Source organism: Chryseobacterium sp. HR92 (genome assembly GCF_045689405.1).
In the GTDB taxonomy this organism is placed as follows: Bacteria; Bacteroidota; Bacteroidia; order Flavobacteriales; family Weeksellaceae; genus Chryseobacterium; species Chryseobacterium viscerum_A.
Map to the genome: position 1 here is coordinate 2,012,263 of NZ_CP139139.1, position 16,610 is coordinate 2,028,872.

Consider the following 16,610-nt stretch of genomic DNA (forward strand, 5'->3'; position numbering starts at 1 on the left):
ATAAATTATTGAGGCGTAATCTCAAATTGAAGCGTTGTTGTATAATCCTCTGCTTTAGCATTGATAAATCTTTCATCATTAGGTTTGGTAGAATACTTCATATCATAATAAACATCAGCATTCTGTGTAGAATTACCGGCAGCGACAAGCTGTGGAACCGTACTCAGTAAAACAGTATACGCCGTTCCCATATTGCCTGAAATAGGAATCAGATTAAGCTGTACAGCATCAAGTGGCAGAAAATTACCGGAAGATGAACTGAACTGAGTCTGAAGGGATTTTAATTTGATCTGATACTTCGTATTGCTTTTTACAATAAGTGCATTAGAATAAGTTACACTGGCTCCGTTTACATAATCCTGCATATTTTTAAATTCCAGATTACCGTTCAATGCAGAAGCTCCAAACTTCATAGACAGCTCCGGAATATCTGTAGGAGTTCCTGAAAGCGTACCGATCTGAAATTGAAAATTATGATCTGCTGTACCAATGATATTATTGTACTGATCATAGGCCGTAAACTGTAATGGCGCTGTAAAAGTAATCCAGGCCGGATAGGCTCCCAGATAGGTACCTCCTGCCAGATTCATGCTGTATTTAATCTGGAGATTATAATAACCATTCGGTTGTGCCGGCTGATTAAATAGTGCAGCATTTGATTGAGGAATTAAGAAAACCTCCTGACTTTCCTTCAAAATCACATTAAGCGGCATCCCAATTTGAGGGATAGACGGAACCGGGTTAGGGTAGGCCTTTCCTGATGATGAAACCGGCTGAAAAGAAATTTTATTCGCAGGTAAAATATAATTCCCCTGATTGGACATAATAGGCTGCTTCAATCTTACCGAAACTCTCCAGTAAGGCATGTTGATATTCCCGTTACCCGCTAAAGTAAGCGTGTATGCATCCGGATTTGTATTGCCGTTATAAGAGTTAATCTGCAGATAGCTGTTTACCCATGAGCTGTATGAAATTTGTGAAAAGCAGCTCAGGGAGATCAATAGCAGGATAAGACACAGTTTTTTATTCATGTGTAAAATTCAGTTCTGCTAGCTCCAGATTATTGTTGTCCCCATAATCAATCATTACTGATACAGTATATTTTCCTTTTACCAGTGTTGCAGGAAGAGGGATATTTACCTCTCTTTTATTTCCGGGCATGGTATAGAAAATAATCTGATCAAGCGATACTTTGCTGCCGTTTTCTGTATTGACAAGTTCCGTTTGTATTTTCCCGTCTGTCCATATATTACCCTGGTTTTCAAACAAGATGGTAAGATCTTTTTTGGATTGAGCTAAAGTAAGATTATGAATCTCAATTTTTTTAGTGGCTTTGGCTGTTAGCTTATGAAAGAGTTTAATTCCTGAACGAATACTTACTTTTATATTGGCACCTTTATTATCCACATCATTCACAGGATTCATCTGGCTCACATACAGTACAGCAGTATGGGCTAACATCTGATCTGATAATGTACTGGGAGGAGTGATGGTAACATCAATATCTTTTCTTTCCCCCGGAGCTAAGGTAAAGTAGGTATCTTCATTTTTTATGGATATCCAGCTGGCGCAGGATGTTGGCAGCGTATTGGCCGGAGACATTTTGTTTTCTCCTGTTTCATTATATTCCCAGTCACCTAAACTTACAGCCATATCCAAAGAATTTTTTGCACTTACATTGGTTACTGTTACTTTTTGGGTAGTGCTTTTTCCTGCATCAGATTCAAAATAAAGTCTTGGAGGAGATACAGATACTCCTGTTTGGGCTTTGATTGAAGAACAGAAAAGGAGTAGAGAGAATAAAATGAAGATATAGTATCGGTTCATTATTATACTTTGCTGTTAAAGTACAGATAAAGTGCTACAATTTGTAACACTTTATCTGCAGTAGTTTATATAATATTTAAATACTTATTGAGAAATAATAGTATACGTTAACTCTGTTGTATAAACGGTAGGATCCTGACCTGCAATATAATTGTCAAGATAAGCATTGGCTCCTGCTCCTTTATATTCAATGTTAATTTTTTTATCTACACCACCATTAGCGGATGTTACTAATGTTGCTTCGTTAGCTGAAAGCTGTACGTTCTGTGCATACTGAGCGCCGTTAAGAACTTCAGTTCCTGCACTGGCCTTAATCTGAATGGTATTGGCCTGGATATTCTTTGCTCCACTTTGCAATGCAGCATTAGCACTTTTTACTTTAACCTGGAAACCTCCTGTACTATAAATGCTTAAGTGATCTGCGTTTACAGAGGATACTCCGTTTGCATAATCGTCTTTGGTTTTATAGTCTAGGTTGACAACCTTCTGAGCAGGATTAACGATAAGGGTTTGAATTGGTTTTAATCTAACATTTAATGTTACATTTTGCTGAGCCTTGAATACAACAAAACCAAATAGCGACATTGAGGCTACAATATATTTCTTCATAAATAATGGGAGTTTTAACAGTGTATTAATTCTTGTTTTTTTTCAGGTGCAAATTTAGAAAGAGGTCCAGGTACTTATTTTGTGAAAAAGTACTAAAGATTTGTAAATTTGGTTTTGGAAATAATCTTGCTGAAAAAAAGTATTTTATGAAGAAATATGAAGTTTTAAGTTAATTAAAAATTAAAAATATTGTTAATGTTATTAAATCAATATTATATTATTGTCAATTTACTAAAAATGAATAGTTGAAAATTTAAAAAAATAATATTTAATACATAGTAAATAAGCTATAGACCGTCTTATTGAGAGATTAAAGTAAGCATCATAGAAGTAGACTTATCTTTAAACTGTTTTATAATTTTATCTATTTTTTGATTTATCATGAATTTTTTTTCTATAACTCCATTCTGACTTTTGATGAGATTATACTCATCTTGATCATCCTGTTGAATTCCTAACTGAAAACCTGATGGACTTGAAATGATAACAGAGTTTATTTCCGGCTGGATATTTTCATCTGTATCATCAGTCATTTCGCTGTCACCACCAACTGCCAGCACTTGGGTAGGATAAAGCCTTACATTCACCTGAACATCATCTGCCTGTGCATAGATGCCCATGGAAACAAAAAGGAAAATTACTGAAAAAATATATCTTTTCAACATATATTAATTTTTCACTGATCTGTTATTTATCCAAAAATACAATATTATTTTTACATTATTTCAATTCTGAGGGATTTTTTCCTGTATGTTTTTTAATAAAATTACTGAAATTTCCTTCATCGCTGAATCCCAGGTCATAAGCAATTTCAGAAATATTGTAGCCCGAGAAACTAAGGGATTTCTTGCATTCATTGATCAGTTTTTCAATAATAATATGTTTGGCTGTTTTTCCCAGAACATATTCCGTCATTTCAGTTAGTTTTCTTGGTGTGATATTGAGTTCATTAGCATAGTGTGAAACCTTTTTAGCCTTTTTATAGTCTCTCTGTAAAAGAACTTTAAATCTATTGACGTAATGGAGATAGTCAAATTTGATGTCTTTTTTCAGTGTTTCTGCCGGGATATGCAAAAACGCATCCAGAATCAGTCTTTCAATAGCATTATGAGCTGCAGAAACATATAGACTTTCATCTTTGTGCTGAAAGTTGTGCATTCTTCCCATAAAAACAACGTTCATTTCCTTAATATTTTCAAAAGGCGCTATAAAAACATCAGAATCGTAATTAAAAAAAAGTTGTGAATTGATAAACATGCTATCTTTTGCAGATCTCTCATAAAAACTTGATGAAAATGTAATCACATAAATCTCACCGCGTTTAGTTTCTCCAAATACAATTTGTTTTTGCGGGCCTACAAATGCTATATGACCGCCTTTTATGGAATGTGGAATGTTTTCTATCTCTAATGTGATATCTTCTATAATGATATAGATACAGAAATACTCAAGTGTATTAAAACTTCTTTTATTATTGTTTCTCTGTATTATATTATTTAATGTGTTGATGCTAAATCCTAAATTTTTTAAATGGTCTGTAATCACGTACATAGTAATAAGCTTCAATAAAATGATTAATTTGTTCTATAAAGGCAGATTATACAGCTAAAATAGGCTCAAAAATCAAGTCATATGGTATAATTAGGATATTTAGTTACTTATTTTGAAGCTTGATTTGAACTAATATAAATGTATATAAAAATAACTATGTTTTAGCATTAAGTTCGGGTTATTATCCGGATTTCTTTTCTTTCTGATTTCTTATCTGAAAGTTTGATTGTAAATGGTAGTTACACTAAAGTATATTACTACTTTATTTTAACAATGTTAAATGTGTTATTGTTTGATGATGAGGTGTTCTTAGGTCGGCATTAAAAAAATCCTGCAAAATCAATGATTTTGCAGGATTTTTTTTGTTTGGAGCTATTATTGTGATTCTCAAAAATACTTCAAAAGTAGGTGGCAAATTGTTTTACTTTCTATTTTAAATAGGCTGAGGTATCACAAGATCATCACAATTTATTGTTTTGGGGATGCATCGCTTTACTTTTTCACACCATTGATGAGTGTATATGCATACTGACGGAAACGGACCGCCAACTATTCCTGCTCCTGTTACCGTTTTCAATTCATTTCTTGAAAGTTTTTTTAGATTTTTCATAATACAAAATGTTTTTATTTTCTTATTCTTCTAAAGCTTTTCAGATACCGCTTATTTTATAGTTCAAAAATGAGATATCAGATATTCAAAGCCAAGAAGGGTTTAATAAGTGGCGGTACTTTTTATATAAGTGTAGGTGTTTAAGGGTTTACTGTATGGATGGTTGCAGGATGAAGATTTTATAATCTTTATTGTACTGCATCAGATTTTACTCATATATAAGCAGATTATCTGGCATCGTCTAAAGAAATCCGGAAGCTGAAATATTACACAAAAGTGCCATGGACCGGCACCCGATTTACATGTAATTTTACCATAAAATCAATCAATATCTCTAGAATTACAGGCTTACCTTCAATCTTAAAATATAGAATCATGAAAACAACTTTACTGGTAATTGTATTGACAGCTCTTTTTTCAGGAAATCTTTTTGGGCAAGGAAATTTTGAAATAGTTATTGAAAGAAAACTATCATCAGTGGCTTGTACCTTAGGATATCTCATTGCAGATAAAAAAGTCATCTGCCATACATTGGAACTGCCCTGGGAAAATAATATAAAAAATATCAGTTGTATTCCTTCGGGATCCTATAACGGTATTTTGAGATATGATAAAAATGACGGATGGAGAATACAGCTTGAAAATGTACCAGACAGAGATGGAGTACAAATTCATATAGGAAACTATACAAAGCAGATCAAAGGATGTGTTTTGGTGGGAATGGAAACCGATATTAAAAATTGTACTGTGGGGAATAGTAAACTGGCCTACAGTAAATTGAAGGATGCATTTTATGGTACTTCAAATCCTAACAGTACTCCTGATAAAAACATTATAGTAACCTTTAAATAGTTTAATCATGAAAAATTTTTATCTAATCATTGTATTGCTATTTGCCAATACCGGAGTTATTTGGTCGCAAGTGACACCCAATTCAAACAAATTTTCAGTTGAGAATTATGTAGCTATAGATAGTAAAGGGAAATATACGCTTTACAACACCCACGGCTTTTATGAAAATGTTGCTAAGGGCACTGTTGCCAAGGTGTTTATATTACCAATTCTTAAGTTTGATATCCATAATATTAAATATATAGACAGTAAAGGAAATGAAACATACAAGAGTTCTGATAACATCCGTACGTTGATTATTCCGGTAACACAGGAACTGGCACTACCCAATGAAAGCCAGAAAGCATCAATTTGTGCTGCGATAAGAAGCACAACAATAGCCGCCTTTTATCCTCCAATTTTAAAAAATACAAACGGGCAGCCCATGTTAACGCCTTACATGATTACCAACCCCGGATTAACCAATCATTTCTTTTCCTTAGCCAAGCAGTATGAAACTACCATGCTTGCCCCCCAGGACCAGTTGATTAATGATTATAATACAAATTTTCAAAGCCAGATCATTTCACCTACAGAGGTAGAATTCATTGTAGAAGCAGGAGGGGAGATTGTTTACAGTAAGCGCATCTCAGGAACATTGGTTGGAAATAAAAGTTTTAAAAATATTAGTATTGAAAATCCTACAGAGTATGTTAAGAATCTGCTGGCAAACGGAAATGGTGACATATCTGTCAGTTACAAATTTAAGAATTCTAAAACCAGTTATATTAATGCACATATAGACGGAAGTACGATTGTTAACCAATTTTTAAGTGATGCTCAAAAGAGCAGTGTCAGCCAGAAATCAAGCGGATGGGCATTTCTCGGATTAGGAAGCAGCAGGAAATCGATGAAGTCTTCATTCAATCAGCAGGTTGACAGCCAGTATAATGCAGAAAAAATTAATAATACAAGAATCGAAATGTATGATGCAGATGATGATATGATTAATCAATTTGAAGAAAAATTCTTTCCTGATATTTCCCAGGAAGAAGCCCTTAAAAATCACCTTCAGGCAGCCGAAAAAGCAAAAGCGGAAGGAAATGAAAAATTGCAGAATTTACATTTGCAGTTTGCAGAGTCATTGCAAAAAAATGATCCTAACCTGACTCCCAATATCGAAGCTGCTGTAGCCGCCCTTGGCAGAAAAGATTATATAGGATTTATAGCCAATGGAGTAAGGTGGGGAAATAATACAGCCCGCGGCAACACTTCCTTTAAAAGGGTGCTGAACAGTACTGAAATGATTAAGACAGTGGAAGACTACAGCCATACGAAAGCAATATCTGTTCAGCATGCGGTTACTCAGCCTGTCATTGCTAAAGAAGAAGTGAAGTTTAGAGCTTCTGTAGGAGTTATAGATGTTATTCCCTGGGATGTACAGCTGTATATTTATAACGGATACAATACGGTTTTTCAGAATGTAAAAGGAGTATTAATAGGCCCAACGACTGTAGGTGGAGCTTTACATCTCAATAATATCCTGCCCGGTACTCTGGTTAAAAAAGTGGGTTCTTATTCCGTATATGATGCTCAAACTTTTACAGATGCTTTAAAAAACTATGAGCCTGGTGAAAGAACCGATTTGACTTTAGTAGTACCTAATGCAATGAATCCCAATATCTATCAGGAAAAAACCGTGCAATTTACGCTTGGGTCTCTTCCGGTTATTGATTAAAAGTTCACTATTAGTTATATCAAGAATCATTATAAGAACTCCTGTTGATTTTTCAACAGAAGTTCTTTTTGTGGAGTAGACCCATTGCAGTATTTTAAGATCTGGAAATCTTCTCCCTTATTACTTATTTTTCAGCAATCTATAAAACCAAACCAGGTTATTATGATATTAATTATTTGATTACAGGTAAAATATTAAATATTTATCTCTTTTTGAAATGTTAATTTGTTGATAATCTGATGAGTAAATTTGAGTTATCATCTTTGTGAACCTGTAAGTTATTGTTATTCAATGTTATAAATATATTTAATAATATAGTGAAATTCCATATTATTTAATAAAATTAATTTGTACATTTATTTCATTGTTCATGAATGTATCTTATTGGTAATTAGTGAAATATGTTTTTTAAGTATAGTTGCTGCCTTTATAAAGGCTATATATTTAAATAAAACTATTATGCTATAAAAAACAAAAACCATTAAAACATATAATCATGAGTAATGAAAATTTTAACCCTCTTGAACTTCTTCGTACAAAGTTCAGGTATCCATTCCCAACCTTAAAAAATCCTCATGCAGATCAATTGCAGGAAATCACCGAAAATCAATGGATTGATGGTGAGTATATGTGGCTGTATCAAAATAACCCTGATCTGCGTAAAAAGTACAAGAAAACCAAAACTGCCCACATCGCTGCCCAATGGTTTCCTACTGCATCTGCTGAACGTTTCCGGCCCATCTGCAGGCTAATGCTCTGGACCCTTTACAATGATGATCTGTATGAAGAAAGTAGTCCTGATGATATTGATGATGTACATGCTCAATCCATTGCTATATTGAATGGTGAAATCTCTGTTGGCCAGTCTACAATACCTTTAGCCTCTATGCTTGCCTCATTAAGGCAGGAATTACTTCAGTTTATTCCAGAAGAATCCATGCATCGTTTCACACAGATGATCAGCAGGTATTTTAGTGGGCTTAAAAAGGAACAGGAATATAAAAAGAATAAGATGTTTCCTACAACAGCAGAATGTATTGTCTTAAGGGAAGATTCAATCTGTTTGTATCCTTTTTTGCAGCTCACTGAGGTTGAAACGGGGGTCATCCTGCCGCCGGAAATTCATGATCATCCGGTGATCCGCCGTCTGCAGGCGCTTGCCTGTCATCTGGTAACTTTTTTCAATGAAGTTCAATCTGTAGTAAAAGATGAAGCAACGGACAGTATCTATTATAATATTGTGAAAGTAATCCAGAATGAACGCAGAGTTTCGCTAGAAGAAGCCTGCCTGGAAGATCTGCGCCTCCATAATGAAGATCTTAAGGAGTTTGTAGCCCTGCAGGCCTCACTTCCTGACTTTGGTGTATGGCACGAGGCTGTGGTCAATTGGGTACACTATATGAGTATGGTATTGAGTGGCTGGAAAAACATATCCACTAAGCTTGACCGCTATAATAAAACAGAATTTCCAAGTGCTTCCGAATTAAAAGAAACATTAGGGCATAACCAATTTCAATAAAAATTTAACGATTACCGTGGTATTTTATTAAACAGGTGATCATAAGAACCTGCCAGAAATTTATAACGGAGTGGCGGGTATACAATATGCTTTACCTGAATGAATATATGATCTACAATACGGTTTTAGAGCAATAATCACAATGCAGTAGACATTCGGTTGTGATTTATTACATCAAGCAGTTAATGCTTATTTAAATACAATAATTTTAAAATACAGATAAAATGACACCAGAACAGTTTAATAGTGCAGATTACCTGCCACGGGGATGCTACTCATGGCCTGATCTTATAAATCCACATGCTGAACAAATGGGGAAAGATATGGATGGCTGGATTGATAATGATTATACTTTTTTGACAGAAAAACAACGGAAAATTTATAAAAAAATGGAACTTCATATGTGTACAGCACGTATGTGGCCGCACTTAACCTATGAGCAGGCCATTCCATGCAATAGATTCATGCTTCAATATGTTGCTCTTGATGATCAGGTGGAACATTCGTCCCTTGAAGAGATCCAGGAGTTAAGAATCCGTTGTACAGATATTCTCAGGGGTGCCCAAGCCTTGCCGGAGGAAAATGCTCTTTATCATCATATGGAAATGATCCGGGATGAATTTCGCGCTTTCATGCCAGACCTATGGTTTGAGCGGTTTGTTTACTATTTTTATCAATCTTTCAGATACGGAATTGAATTGGAGTATCCCTACAAAATAGCCCATCGCCCACCATCACTGAATCTTTACAAAACTATCAGAGAATATTCTGTACTAATGCGTCCTTATCTGATCTTTGGTGAGATTGAATCAGGTCTTGTCCTGCCGGAACATATCTTTGAGCATATAGTGGTACAAAAGATGATTTCCCATATGACTCTGGTTGTTGCGTGGCAAAATGATCTTCACTCCCTGCCAAAGGAGATGGCGAAGGGGACAGAGGTTTTTAATCTGGTTTTTGTATTGCAGCAGGAGTATAATCTTTCTTTGGAAGATGCTTGTGCAGAAGCTTTACGTATTCATAATGAAGAGCTGGCGAGTCTGAATGGCTTACATCAAGAGTATCGGGAGTTTGGTGAATATCAGGAACATGTCGACAAATTCGTTTATTATGCCGGTGTCGGGCTGCAAGGAGTTAACACTTTTTATCTGGAAACAAACAGATATAAGCATGGAGGAGTTGGTTTTGCCTGGCCTGAAGACAACCATGCCGCAAATAGCAGTCTGTAAATTAAGTTTAATATAACTTTAAGTTTTAAAGATGAAACAACAAGATGTTCCTGTTTTGCAATATCCCTGGACCTATGAAATAGGACCGTTTTCACAATCCTTTTATGAAGAACAGAATAATTGGATTGATACGGATTATCAGTTTATTTCTGAAGTTACAAGAGCTCAATATAAGAAACACGGCCTCGTAGAGGCCGCGTCTTATATGTTTCCGGCGGCCAGCACCAAAGAACACATCAGACCTATAGCAAGATCTATGGTTTGGTTGACACTGTTTGATGATTATTATGAGTTGTGCCCGGTTGATAAACTTGCAGATATCAGGGATCATATAATGGATGTCATGTTGGGAGAACAACCTAAAGCAAGTGATATCGGACTGATAAAACAAGTGGCTTTAAGCAGGCAGGAATTTATTCCTTACGTTAATGATGATTGGTTTATACGCTGGACTAAAGACTTTTATAATTATACTACCTATGGAATTATGGAAGGAACCCCCTACAAGTTAAAAAAAGAATTTCCAACCCTTAGTAAGCTTCTGCTTATCCGTGAGTATTCTATTTTTATGTATCCATATGGAGATTCGGTAGAACCTTCTATTAATTATATTGTTCCGGGATATATATCCGAACATCCAATTATAAAACGATTAAAAATGTTAATGTGCAGGATAATAGCTATTCAGAATGATTTTGCTTCAATAGAGAAGGTGCTAGGAATTGATACAGAAGTTCTGAACATTATATTGGTGATCAGGAATCAATATACTATTTCGTTAGGAGAAGCCATTACCGAAGCAATGCACATCCATGATTCATATGTTCAAGAGTTTGTTGAACTCCGGAATAATCTACCTGATTTTGGTGTTCAGCAAAAGAATGTTGTACGGTTTGTACATAATATGGCATTGATGATCTCGGGATTGGGAGCATGGTATCATAAAGGTAATTCTACCAGATATAAGACTTCTGGTGAATTTCTTAAACCAGAATACGGGATCATTACACAATGCTTTTAATTAAAACAAAAATTGTATCAATCCTATTTACTATAATCAATAGCGAATTTAAATTTTACTTCATCAATCACTTTAGAGGCTGCCTTCAATATAGAGACAACCTCTTTTTGTGTTCGTATAAACTTTTGTATCCGGTCTTTTTAGATGCTATTAATACTGTCTTTTGTAGAACAGAAACAAAAATAATTGTGTAATAGTATGATTGGTGATTTCAAGACCTATTTCTTTGGAGTTAAAGAAAAATTATCCATATAAACAGCCTGATGTACTCCATTCAGTAAAACTTTCAGCCCCAGATGAGCGTCTTTTTTCAAAGATATAGTATATGTTTTTTTCTCTCCTGTGATCTTTGAAGGCTTAGTGATTGAAACATAGGATTTTGCATCAGAAGGACTGTTTACTGAGAAAAGCTCTAACGTTGTTTCGCCCCCGTTATCCGAAAGGTCAAGAGAAAGAGTATAGGTTCCGGCTTTTATTTCCGGGGTTACCAGATACATATTTTCTCCAGGGCTACTCATTGAATAAAAAATAATTCTTTTATCACTGGCATACAGCATGGCTTTTCCTGGCTGAGCAGTCCAGCATTTATTGATATCTTTCCAGGTGTCAAAATTTTCAGCAAGGGTAGATACAGATTTACACTGTGCATTTGCTGTCAGAAATCCTCCTATAACAGCCATTCCCGAGAGTACGATTTTTTTCATGCGTTATTTTTATTTATAATGAGTAAAAATAACAAAAAAAGATGATACCCGAATCGTATTGTTTTATGATTTACGTTAGCTTTATGTGAATCTGGCTGTGTACCTTCTCAATGTGCCCAATGATATCTGTTTAAGAGCGATAGTAGCATTCTAAAGATCATCGAATAAAATAAGCCTTCCCATTACAGAAAAGCTTATCCGATTTCAAGTAAGATGCAATTATAAACAAGACTCAAAAATAGGATTAAATGTATTTAGATACTTATGAGTGAGATCATATTGAATCTTCTGCAAAGGTGTTGAAAACTGTCCTGCAAGACTATTTTCAGCACCTTTATTGATTGTTCTTTTCATTTTCTTTTTTCAGATCACGTTTTGTAGGAAAAAAAATCATCAAAAATAACAGGAGCTAAGTGAATTTTTGAATGAGGAAATATTTAATGACAAGTATAAAATCAATCCTTTTTTAATTTCTTCAGCCATAAGGGATTGCCAAATGCATTAACATCGGAATCGACATCTAAATACTCTGATCTTTTACAATGATTACATTCTCTTTCAGTGTTGCTAGTGTATTTCCATTGGTGGATATTTAAAAAGCAAAGTATTTTTTTCATCATAAATTTTCTGCAAACAAAATCAATTTATTCCTGAGATAATTACAGGATTCCGTAATCAGACAAAAAAATAGGAAAATACGAAGACAAAAATCTGATTTGCAAATATTGAAAATATAGTATTTCCGGCTATTAATCTGATAAGTATAATGTTTACAAAAGGACAAACCATAGAATCCGGTAGCCGAAATACCTTTGGTTATGGTCGAAGTGATGGGATTATTGAAATAGAAGTCGCTCTCTTTGGGAGTATATTCAAGAGGAAGAAACCGTTGAAAAATGCAGCCGTACCACAGAGGTATTAAAGCGGTGGTGTACTTAAAAAAAATCTGTTTAGATCCTTGTATTTGGAAAGATCTTTCACTATTATATCTTATAAATGTTTTTTCTTTATATTGTAAGCTTGTTGGCTTGTAAATTGATGCTAAAAACTGTATTGAATTTTTGATGACTAATGACTAGAACGATTGTAATTTTAATTTTCTTTTTAGGTGGTTTTTTCTTTTTAAATGCACAGGAGAAGAAAGATTCGCTGTATTATAAAATAGAAGAATTTTCGGATAAGAGAAAAGTTACCAAATTCATTCACCGCTTTATATTTCGTAGAGAGCCGGATTCTAGTTCCGTTAAGTCCAGGACAGAAAAACTGTCGCAGGAAGCTTATAACAAAAAATACATCAGAAAAATCAGGATAGAGACTATTGATCCATTTGGATATGGTTCCAAGGATACTAAAGAAAAATCCAGATGGTATGATTGGGTAGCAGATCATCTTCATGCCAATACAAGAAACTCCACTGTCAATAATTATTTGCTTTTTGAAGAAGGTGAAGAATATAATGCCCAGAAACTTTATGAATCTGAACGTTTGCTGAGAGCAATGCCTTTTGTCAACAGAGTGAATATCAGTGTTTCCGATAGTACTTCCAGCAAAGATTCTATTGATGTTGTGGTAAAAGTTCTGGATTCCTGGAGTCTGAAGCCGAGAATCAGCTATTCCGGGAGTAAACTTGGTCTGGGAGTTACCGAAGAAAATGTATTAGGATTAGGCCATACTCTTGATTTCCTTTACAGAAACGACTCCAAAGAAAAGCAGGATTATCTTTTGGGAAGCTATACAACCTATAACCTTTTAGGAACTTATATCAATGCCCAGCTTCTTGGGGAAAGAGATTTTTTGAGAAATGAAAGAATTAATTTCAGTTTAAGAAGAGACTTTTTCTCGCCTTTGACGAGATGGGCAGGTGGTTTTACATTTGAATATTTTAAGCGGAAGGTTTTACTTCCCACAGAAACTGACACTACATTTCCGGAAGTTCAGATCAAAGTATACAGCCAGGATTTATGGGGTGGTTATCAGATTCCTGTTTCAGCGGATCCCGGCGAAAGAGTATCCAGCAATATTGCAGTGATAGGAAGGTTTCAGAATTACCAGTATAAAGACAGTCCGGGAATAGACCAGTATAAATATTTTAGTTCATACAACAGTTTTCTGATGTCAGTAGGGCTTATTCACAGAAATTTTTCGGTTCAGAGAAATATTTTTCAATATGATTTGCCTGAAGATATTGCTTACGGACATTCTGTAAACATTATTGGTGGAGGTTTATCAAGAAACAAAGAAGTGAACCCTTATGTGGGAATTTCTGCTTCTTATGGTACTTTTACAAAGTTGGGATATTTTACTGTGAAAGGGCAGTTCGGAAGGTTTTTTAATGAAGACAGCCAGAATCGGGAGTCTTTCCGGGTAGACGGAACCTATTTTACGAATCTTATGGATTGGAAATTTGCCAAAGCAAGACATTTCTTTTCTCCAACAATAGCTTTAGGAAATCCACAGCATAACTATTCTTATAAAGACAGAATCAATCTTTCTTCCGCAGACGAATTTCCTGTTTACAATTCGGATTATATTGGGACTAAAAAACTGGTTCTAAGGTACCAGCTTCAATTGTTCATTAACAAAACGTGGAAGAATTTCCATTTCAGTCCTTATTTAACTACCGCAGTTGGGTGGCTGGGAATGCCTGATGATAAACTATTGAAAACAAAGGCTAATACAAAAATTGGTATAGGTGTTTTAATTAATAATCCTTATCTGGTTTTCAACAGAATTCAAATTTCTTTCATGTATTATCCACGGGTTCCGTTTGATAATAACTCGGTTTTTGATTTTAACAGCAATAGAAATAATCTTTTACCAATGAATAATTTTGCAACAGATGTTCCACATTTTGTGAACTTTGGGAATTGATATGCTCTAGATTTCTCCCATTACAAACATATTCTCCATGGTAGGCACTTTACTTCCGCCTTCTTTTTCGAGAGTAATGGCAAAAGCTTGAGCATTGGGAATATTGGCTAGCGCAATTCTACTGTCTTTATCCTCGGTGTACATTCCTGCGCTTACAGGCTGTCCGTCTTCGATGGCCCAAAGCTGATATTGCATTCCTGCAGGAGCTTTAGGAAGTTTTTCTGCATTCAGATAGACTTCTTTTGTTTTCTTATCCCAGAAAACCATTGCTTTGGAATCCGGATGTTTTTCAACCCCATTCAGCATGACCATCTGCATATCAGGATTGGAGAACATGTCAATCTTACGGTTCATTTTTTTCATTGCCTGATCCTGGGCTTGCTTTTCTGCAGCCAGTAAAGCGATTTCCTTTTTATTGGACGATTGGCTATTCATCCAGAATAAATTTCCCGCAATACTGATCAGGAACAATGCAGAAGCTGCTATTGCATACGTTTTCCATTGTGTATTTTCCTTAATAATTACTCTTTCTGTAGCTTCTCTGTGATCTTTTGTTTCAGAAATATTTGTAGAAACAGACGGAGTTACCTCTTCAACAGTCTGTTCCTGCTGAATTTTATTCCAGATCTTAGATTTCAGATCACTTGGAGGTGTTACGGCTTGAGCGGTAGCAAGATGTTCCAAAGTCTTTTGTGCTTCTTCAAAAGCTGCTTTTACTTCAGCATTATTCTTCATCACACACTCCAAAATCCCTGCCTCTTCAGGAGAAGCATGGCCAAGAATATAAGATTCTATAATTCCGGATGATATGTATTCTTTTGTGTTCAATTTATTGATAATCTTTTAGCAAATCTTTTAATTTCATCAGTGCATTACGCATTTTCGTTTTCACTGTTCCCAGCGGTATCTTCAGCTTTTCGGATATTTCATGTTGGGTATATCCTTGATAATAAGCAAGATTTATGAGTTCCTGCTTGTCTGTTTCCAGTCCTTCAAGCACATTGTTAAATCCGATATAGTCGGATGAATTATTAACCGTTGAAAGTTCTGTAGTATTATATACGAAATCCGGAAGTGATTGGTTTTTAAGCTCATTCTGGAATCCCTTAGACTTTAAATAATCAATAGCGGTATTTCTTGCAATATTGATCATCCAGGTATAAAACCTTCCTTTGGAAGCATCGTACTGATGGATAGCGTTCCATATTTTAACAAAAACATCCTGGATTACTTCTTCAGTGTATTCTTTAGACTGAAGGATCCGGAGAATGATTCCGTACAGCGCACCGGAATAGTGGTCATACAGATAATGAAAACCGGTTTCGTTTTTTTCTTTTAATAAAACGATAAGTTCTTCTTCCGAATAGGTTGTTTTAATAGCTTTTATTTTTCTGTCCAAATGTAATAAAATAAAACATATAGTCAATAAAATCCAATCTATCTTTTATTTCGTACATGATTTTAAGGAAATTATTAAAAAATATTCAATATGAAAAATATTACTTCAAGAGCTGTACTTGTGTTTTGTATCGTTTTGTCCACGCATTTCTATAAAGCCCAGAATCAGCTTTTTAAAATTAAAAACCCTTATTACTCCCGTACAGCTGAGAACCCATTGAAAGTGAGTAACGCTGAGTGGAAAAAGATTTTAAAACCGGAACTCTATCAGGTTGCCAGAGAAGGAGCAACAGAAACCGCTTTTACAGGTAAATATTATGAGTCTGATGAAAAGGGAACCTATTATTGTACTGTCTGCGGAAACCCACTTTTTATTTCGACTTCAAAATTCGCAACCACCTGTGGATGGCCTTCTTTCTATCAGCCTATACGTAAAAACAGTGTTAAATACAGAAATGATACTTCTTATCATATGGAACGCACAGAAGTATTGTGCGGAAGATGTGATTCTCATCTGGGACATGTCTTCGATGACGGCCCGAAACCGACAGGAAAACGGTTCTGTATGAATTCTATCTGTCTTGAATTCATCCCTGGTAAAAAATAGTGTATTGAAAATCAGTTGTTTGAAAATAAATTTCATTTTTTTCAATCTAAAACAAAACCAACCTCGTAAATGACATTAAAAGCACAATTAAATAT

The 16,610-nt window shown here is 34.9% G+C and carries 17 protein-coding genes; 7 read left to right on the forward strand and 10 right to left on the reverse strand.

The genetic code is table 11. The annotated features are described in order from the left end of the window. Window positions 1–5: 5 nt before the first annotated feature. The 6 genes from SFA27_RS08980 to SFA27_RS09005 all read right to left on the reverse strand — a co-directional run bounded on the left by SFA27_RS08980 (window position 6) and on the right by SFA27_RS09005 (window position 4,597). A complete protein-coding gene (locus SFA27_RS08980; RefSeq protein ID WP_407297767.1) occupies window positions 6–1,031 on the reverse strand; it encodes a hypothetical protein in 1,026 nt (341 codons plus the stop codon). After that, entirely contained in the window at window positions 1,024–1,827 is an 804-nt protein-coding gene (locus SFA27_RS08985) for a molecular chaperone (RefSeq protein WP_407297769.1), read from the reverse strand. The genes SFA27_RS08980 and SFA27_RS08985 overlap by 8 nt, the downstream gene beginning before the upstream one ends. 84 nt (window positions 1,828–1,911) lie before the next feature. After that, window positions 1,912–2,436 carry a hypothetical protein gene (locus SFA27_RS08990; protein WP_156118433.1) on the reverse strand — a complete coding sequence of 175 codons (525 nt, stop codon included), beginning with the start codon at window positions 2,434–2,436 and terminating at the stop codon, window positions 1,912–1,914. A gap of 299 nt (window positions 2,437–2,735) precedes the next feature. Further along, window positions 2,736–3,101: a hypothetical protein gene (locus tag SFA27_RS08995; protein WP_047377541.1), complete on the reverse strand. Its 366-nt coding sequence runs from the start codon at window positions 3,099–3,101 to the stop codon at window positions 2,736–2,738. 55 nt (window positions 3,102–3,156) lie between these two features. After that, window positions 3,157–4,002: an AraC family transcriptional regulator gene (locus tag SFA27_RS09000; RefSeq protein WP_156118432.1), complete on the reverse strand. Its 846-nt coding sequence runs from the start codon at window positions 4,000–4,002 to the stop codon at window positions 3,157–3,159. Window positions 4,003–4,420: 418 nt separating this feature from the next. Next, window positions 4,421–4,597 (reverse strand): bacteriocin-like protein, encoded by a 177-nt coding sequence (locus SFA27_RS09005; RefSeq protein WP_407297772.1) that lies wholly within the window; start codon window positions 4,595–4,597, stop codon window positions 4,421–4,423. A 375-nt stretch (window positions 4,598–4,972) separates the two neighbouring features. On the opposite strand from SFA27_RS09005, the gene SFA27_RS09010 reads away from it, so the two are divergent. The 5 genes from SFA27_RS09010 to SFA27_RS09030 all read left to right on the forward strand — a co-directional run bounded on the left by SFA27_RS09010 (window position 4,973) and on the right by SFA27_RS09030 (window position 10,935). Further along, window positions 4,973–5,449: a DUF5675 family protein gene (locus SFA27_RS09010; RefSeq protein WP_407297774.1), complete on the forward strand. Its 477-nt coding sequence runs from the start codon at window positions 4,973–4,975 to the stop codon at window positions 5,447–5,449. A gap of 7 nt (window positions 5,450–5,456) precedes the next feature. Beyond that, entirely contained in the window at window positions 5,457–7,166 is a 1,710-nt protein-coding gene (locus SFA27_RS09015) for a hypothetical protein (protein ID WP_407297776.1), read from the forward strand. 496 nt (window positions 7,167–7,662) lie between these two features. Then, the gene (locus SFA27_RS09020) at window positions 7,663–8,685 is read left to right on the forward strand and encodes a terpene synthase family protein (protein ID WP_047377539.1); all 1,023 of its coding nucleotides are present in this window, start codon (window positions 7,663–7,665) and stop codon (window positions 8,683–8,685) included. A 224-nt stretch (window positions 8,686–8,909) separates the two neighbouring features. Continuing rightward, window positions 8,910–9,914 carry a terpene synthase family protein gene (locus SFA27_RS09025; RefSeq protein ID WP_407297778.1) on the forward strand — a complete coding sequence of 335 codons (1,005 nt, stop codon included), beginning with the start codon at window positions 8,910–8,912 and terminating at the stop codon, window positions 9,912–9,914. A 31-nt stretch (window positions 9,915–9,945) separates the two neighbouring features. After that, window positions 9,946–10,935: a terpene synthase family protein gene (locus SFA27_RS09030; protein ID WP_047377536.1), complete on the forward strand. Its 990-nt coding sequence runs from the start codon at window positions 9,946–9,948 to the stop codon at window positions 10,933–10,935. 218 nt (window positions 10,936–11,153) lie between these two features. Here the strand turns inward: SFA27_RS09030 and SFA27_RS09035 are convergent, their stop codons facing one another. Both SFA27_RS09035 and SFA27_RS09040 read right to left on the reverse strand, forming a co-directional pair. Continuing rightward, a complete protein-coding gene (locus SFA27_RS09035) occupies window positions 11,154–11,639 on the reverse strand; it encodes a hypothetical protein (RefSeq protein ID WP_407297781.1) in 486 nt (161 codons plus the stop codon). A gap of 219 nt (window positions 11,640–11,858) precedes the next feature. Then, on the reverse strand, window positions 11,859–11,993 hold the full coding sequence (locus SFA27_RS09040) for a hypothetical protein (RefSeq protein ID WP_264517664.1): 135 nt from the start codon (window positions 11,991–11,993) through the stop codon (window positions 11,859–11,861). Window positions 11,994–12,710: 717 nt separating this feature from the next. Here SFA27_RS09040 and SFA27_RS09045 point away from each other — a divergent pair. Then, on the forward strand, window positions 12,711–14,510 hold the full coding sequence (locus SFA27_RS09045; RefSeq protein WP_407297783.1) for a hypothetical protein: 1,800 nt from the start codon (window positions 12,711–12,713) through the stop codon (window positions 14,508–14,510). Between the two features lie 6 nt (window positions 14,511–14,516). Here the strand turns inward: SFA27_RS09045 and SFA27_RS09050 are convergent, their stop codons facing one another. Both SFA27_RS09050 and SFA27_RS09055 read right to left on the reverse strand, forming a co-directional pair. Then, window positions 14,517–15,338, reverse strand: coding sequence for an anti-sigma factor domain-containing protein (locus tag SFA27_RS09050; protein ID WP_407297785.1), 822 nt, complete (start codon window positions 15,336–15,338; stop codon window positions 14,517–14,519). Between the two features lies 1 nt (window position 15,339). Beyond that, complete coding sequence (locus SFA27_RS09055) at window positions 15,340–15,909, reverse strand: RNA polymerase sigma factor (protein WP_407297787.1); 570 nt, start codon at window positions 15,907–15,909, stop codon at window positions 15,340–15,342. 90 nt (window positions 15,910–15,999) lie between these two features. On the opposite strand from SFA27_RS09055, the gene msrB reads away from it, so the two are divergent. Then, complete coding sequence (gene msrB, locus SFA27_RS09060; RefSeq protein WP_407297789.1) at window positions 16,000–16,515, forward strand: peptide-methionine (R)-S-oxide reductase MsrB; 516 nt, start codon at window positions 16,000–16,002, stop codon at window positions 16,513–16,515. The last annotated feature ends 95 nt before the right edge of the window (window positions 16,516–16,610 follow it).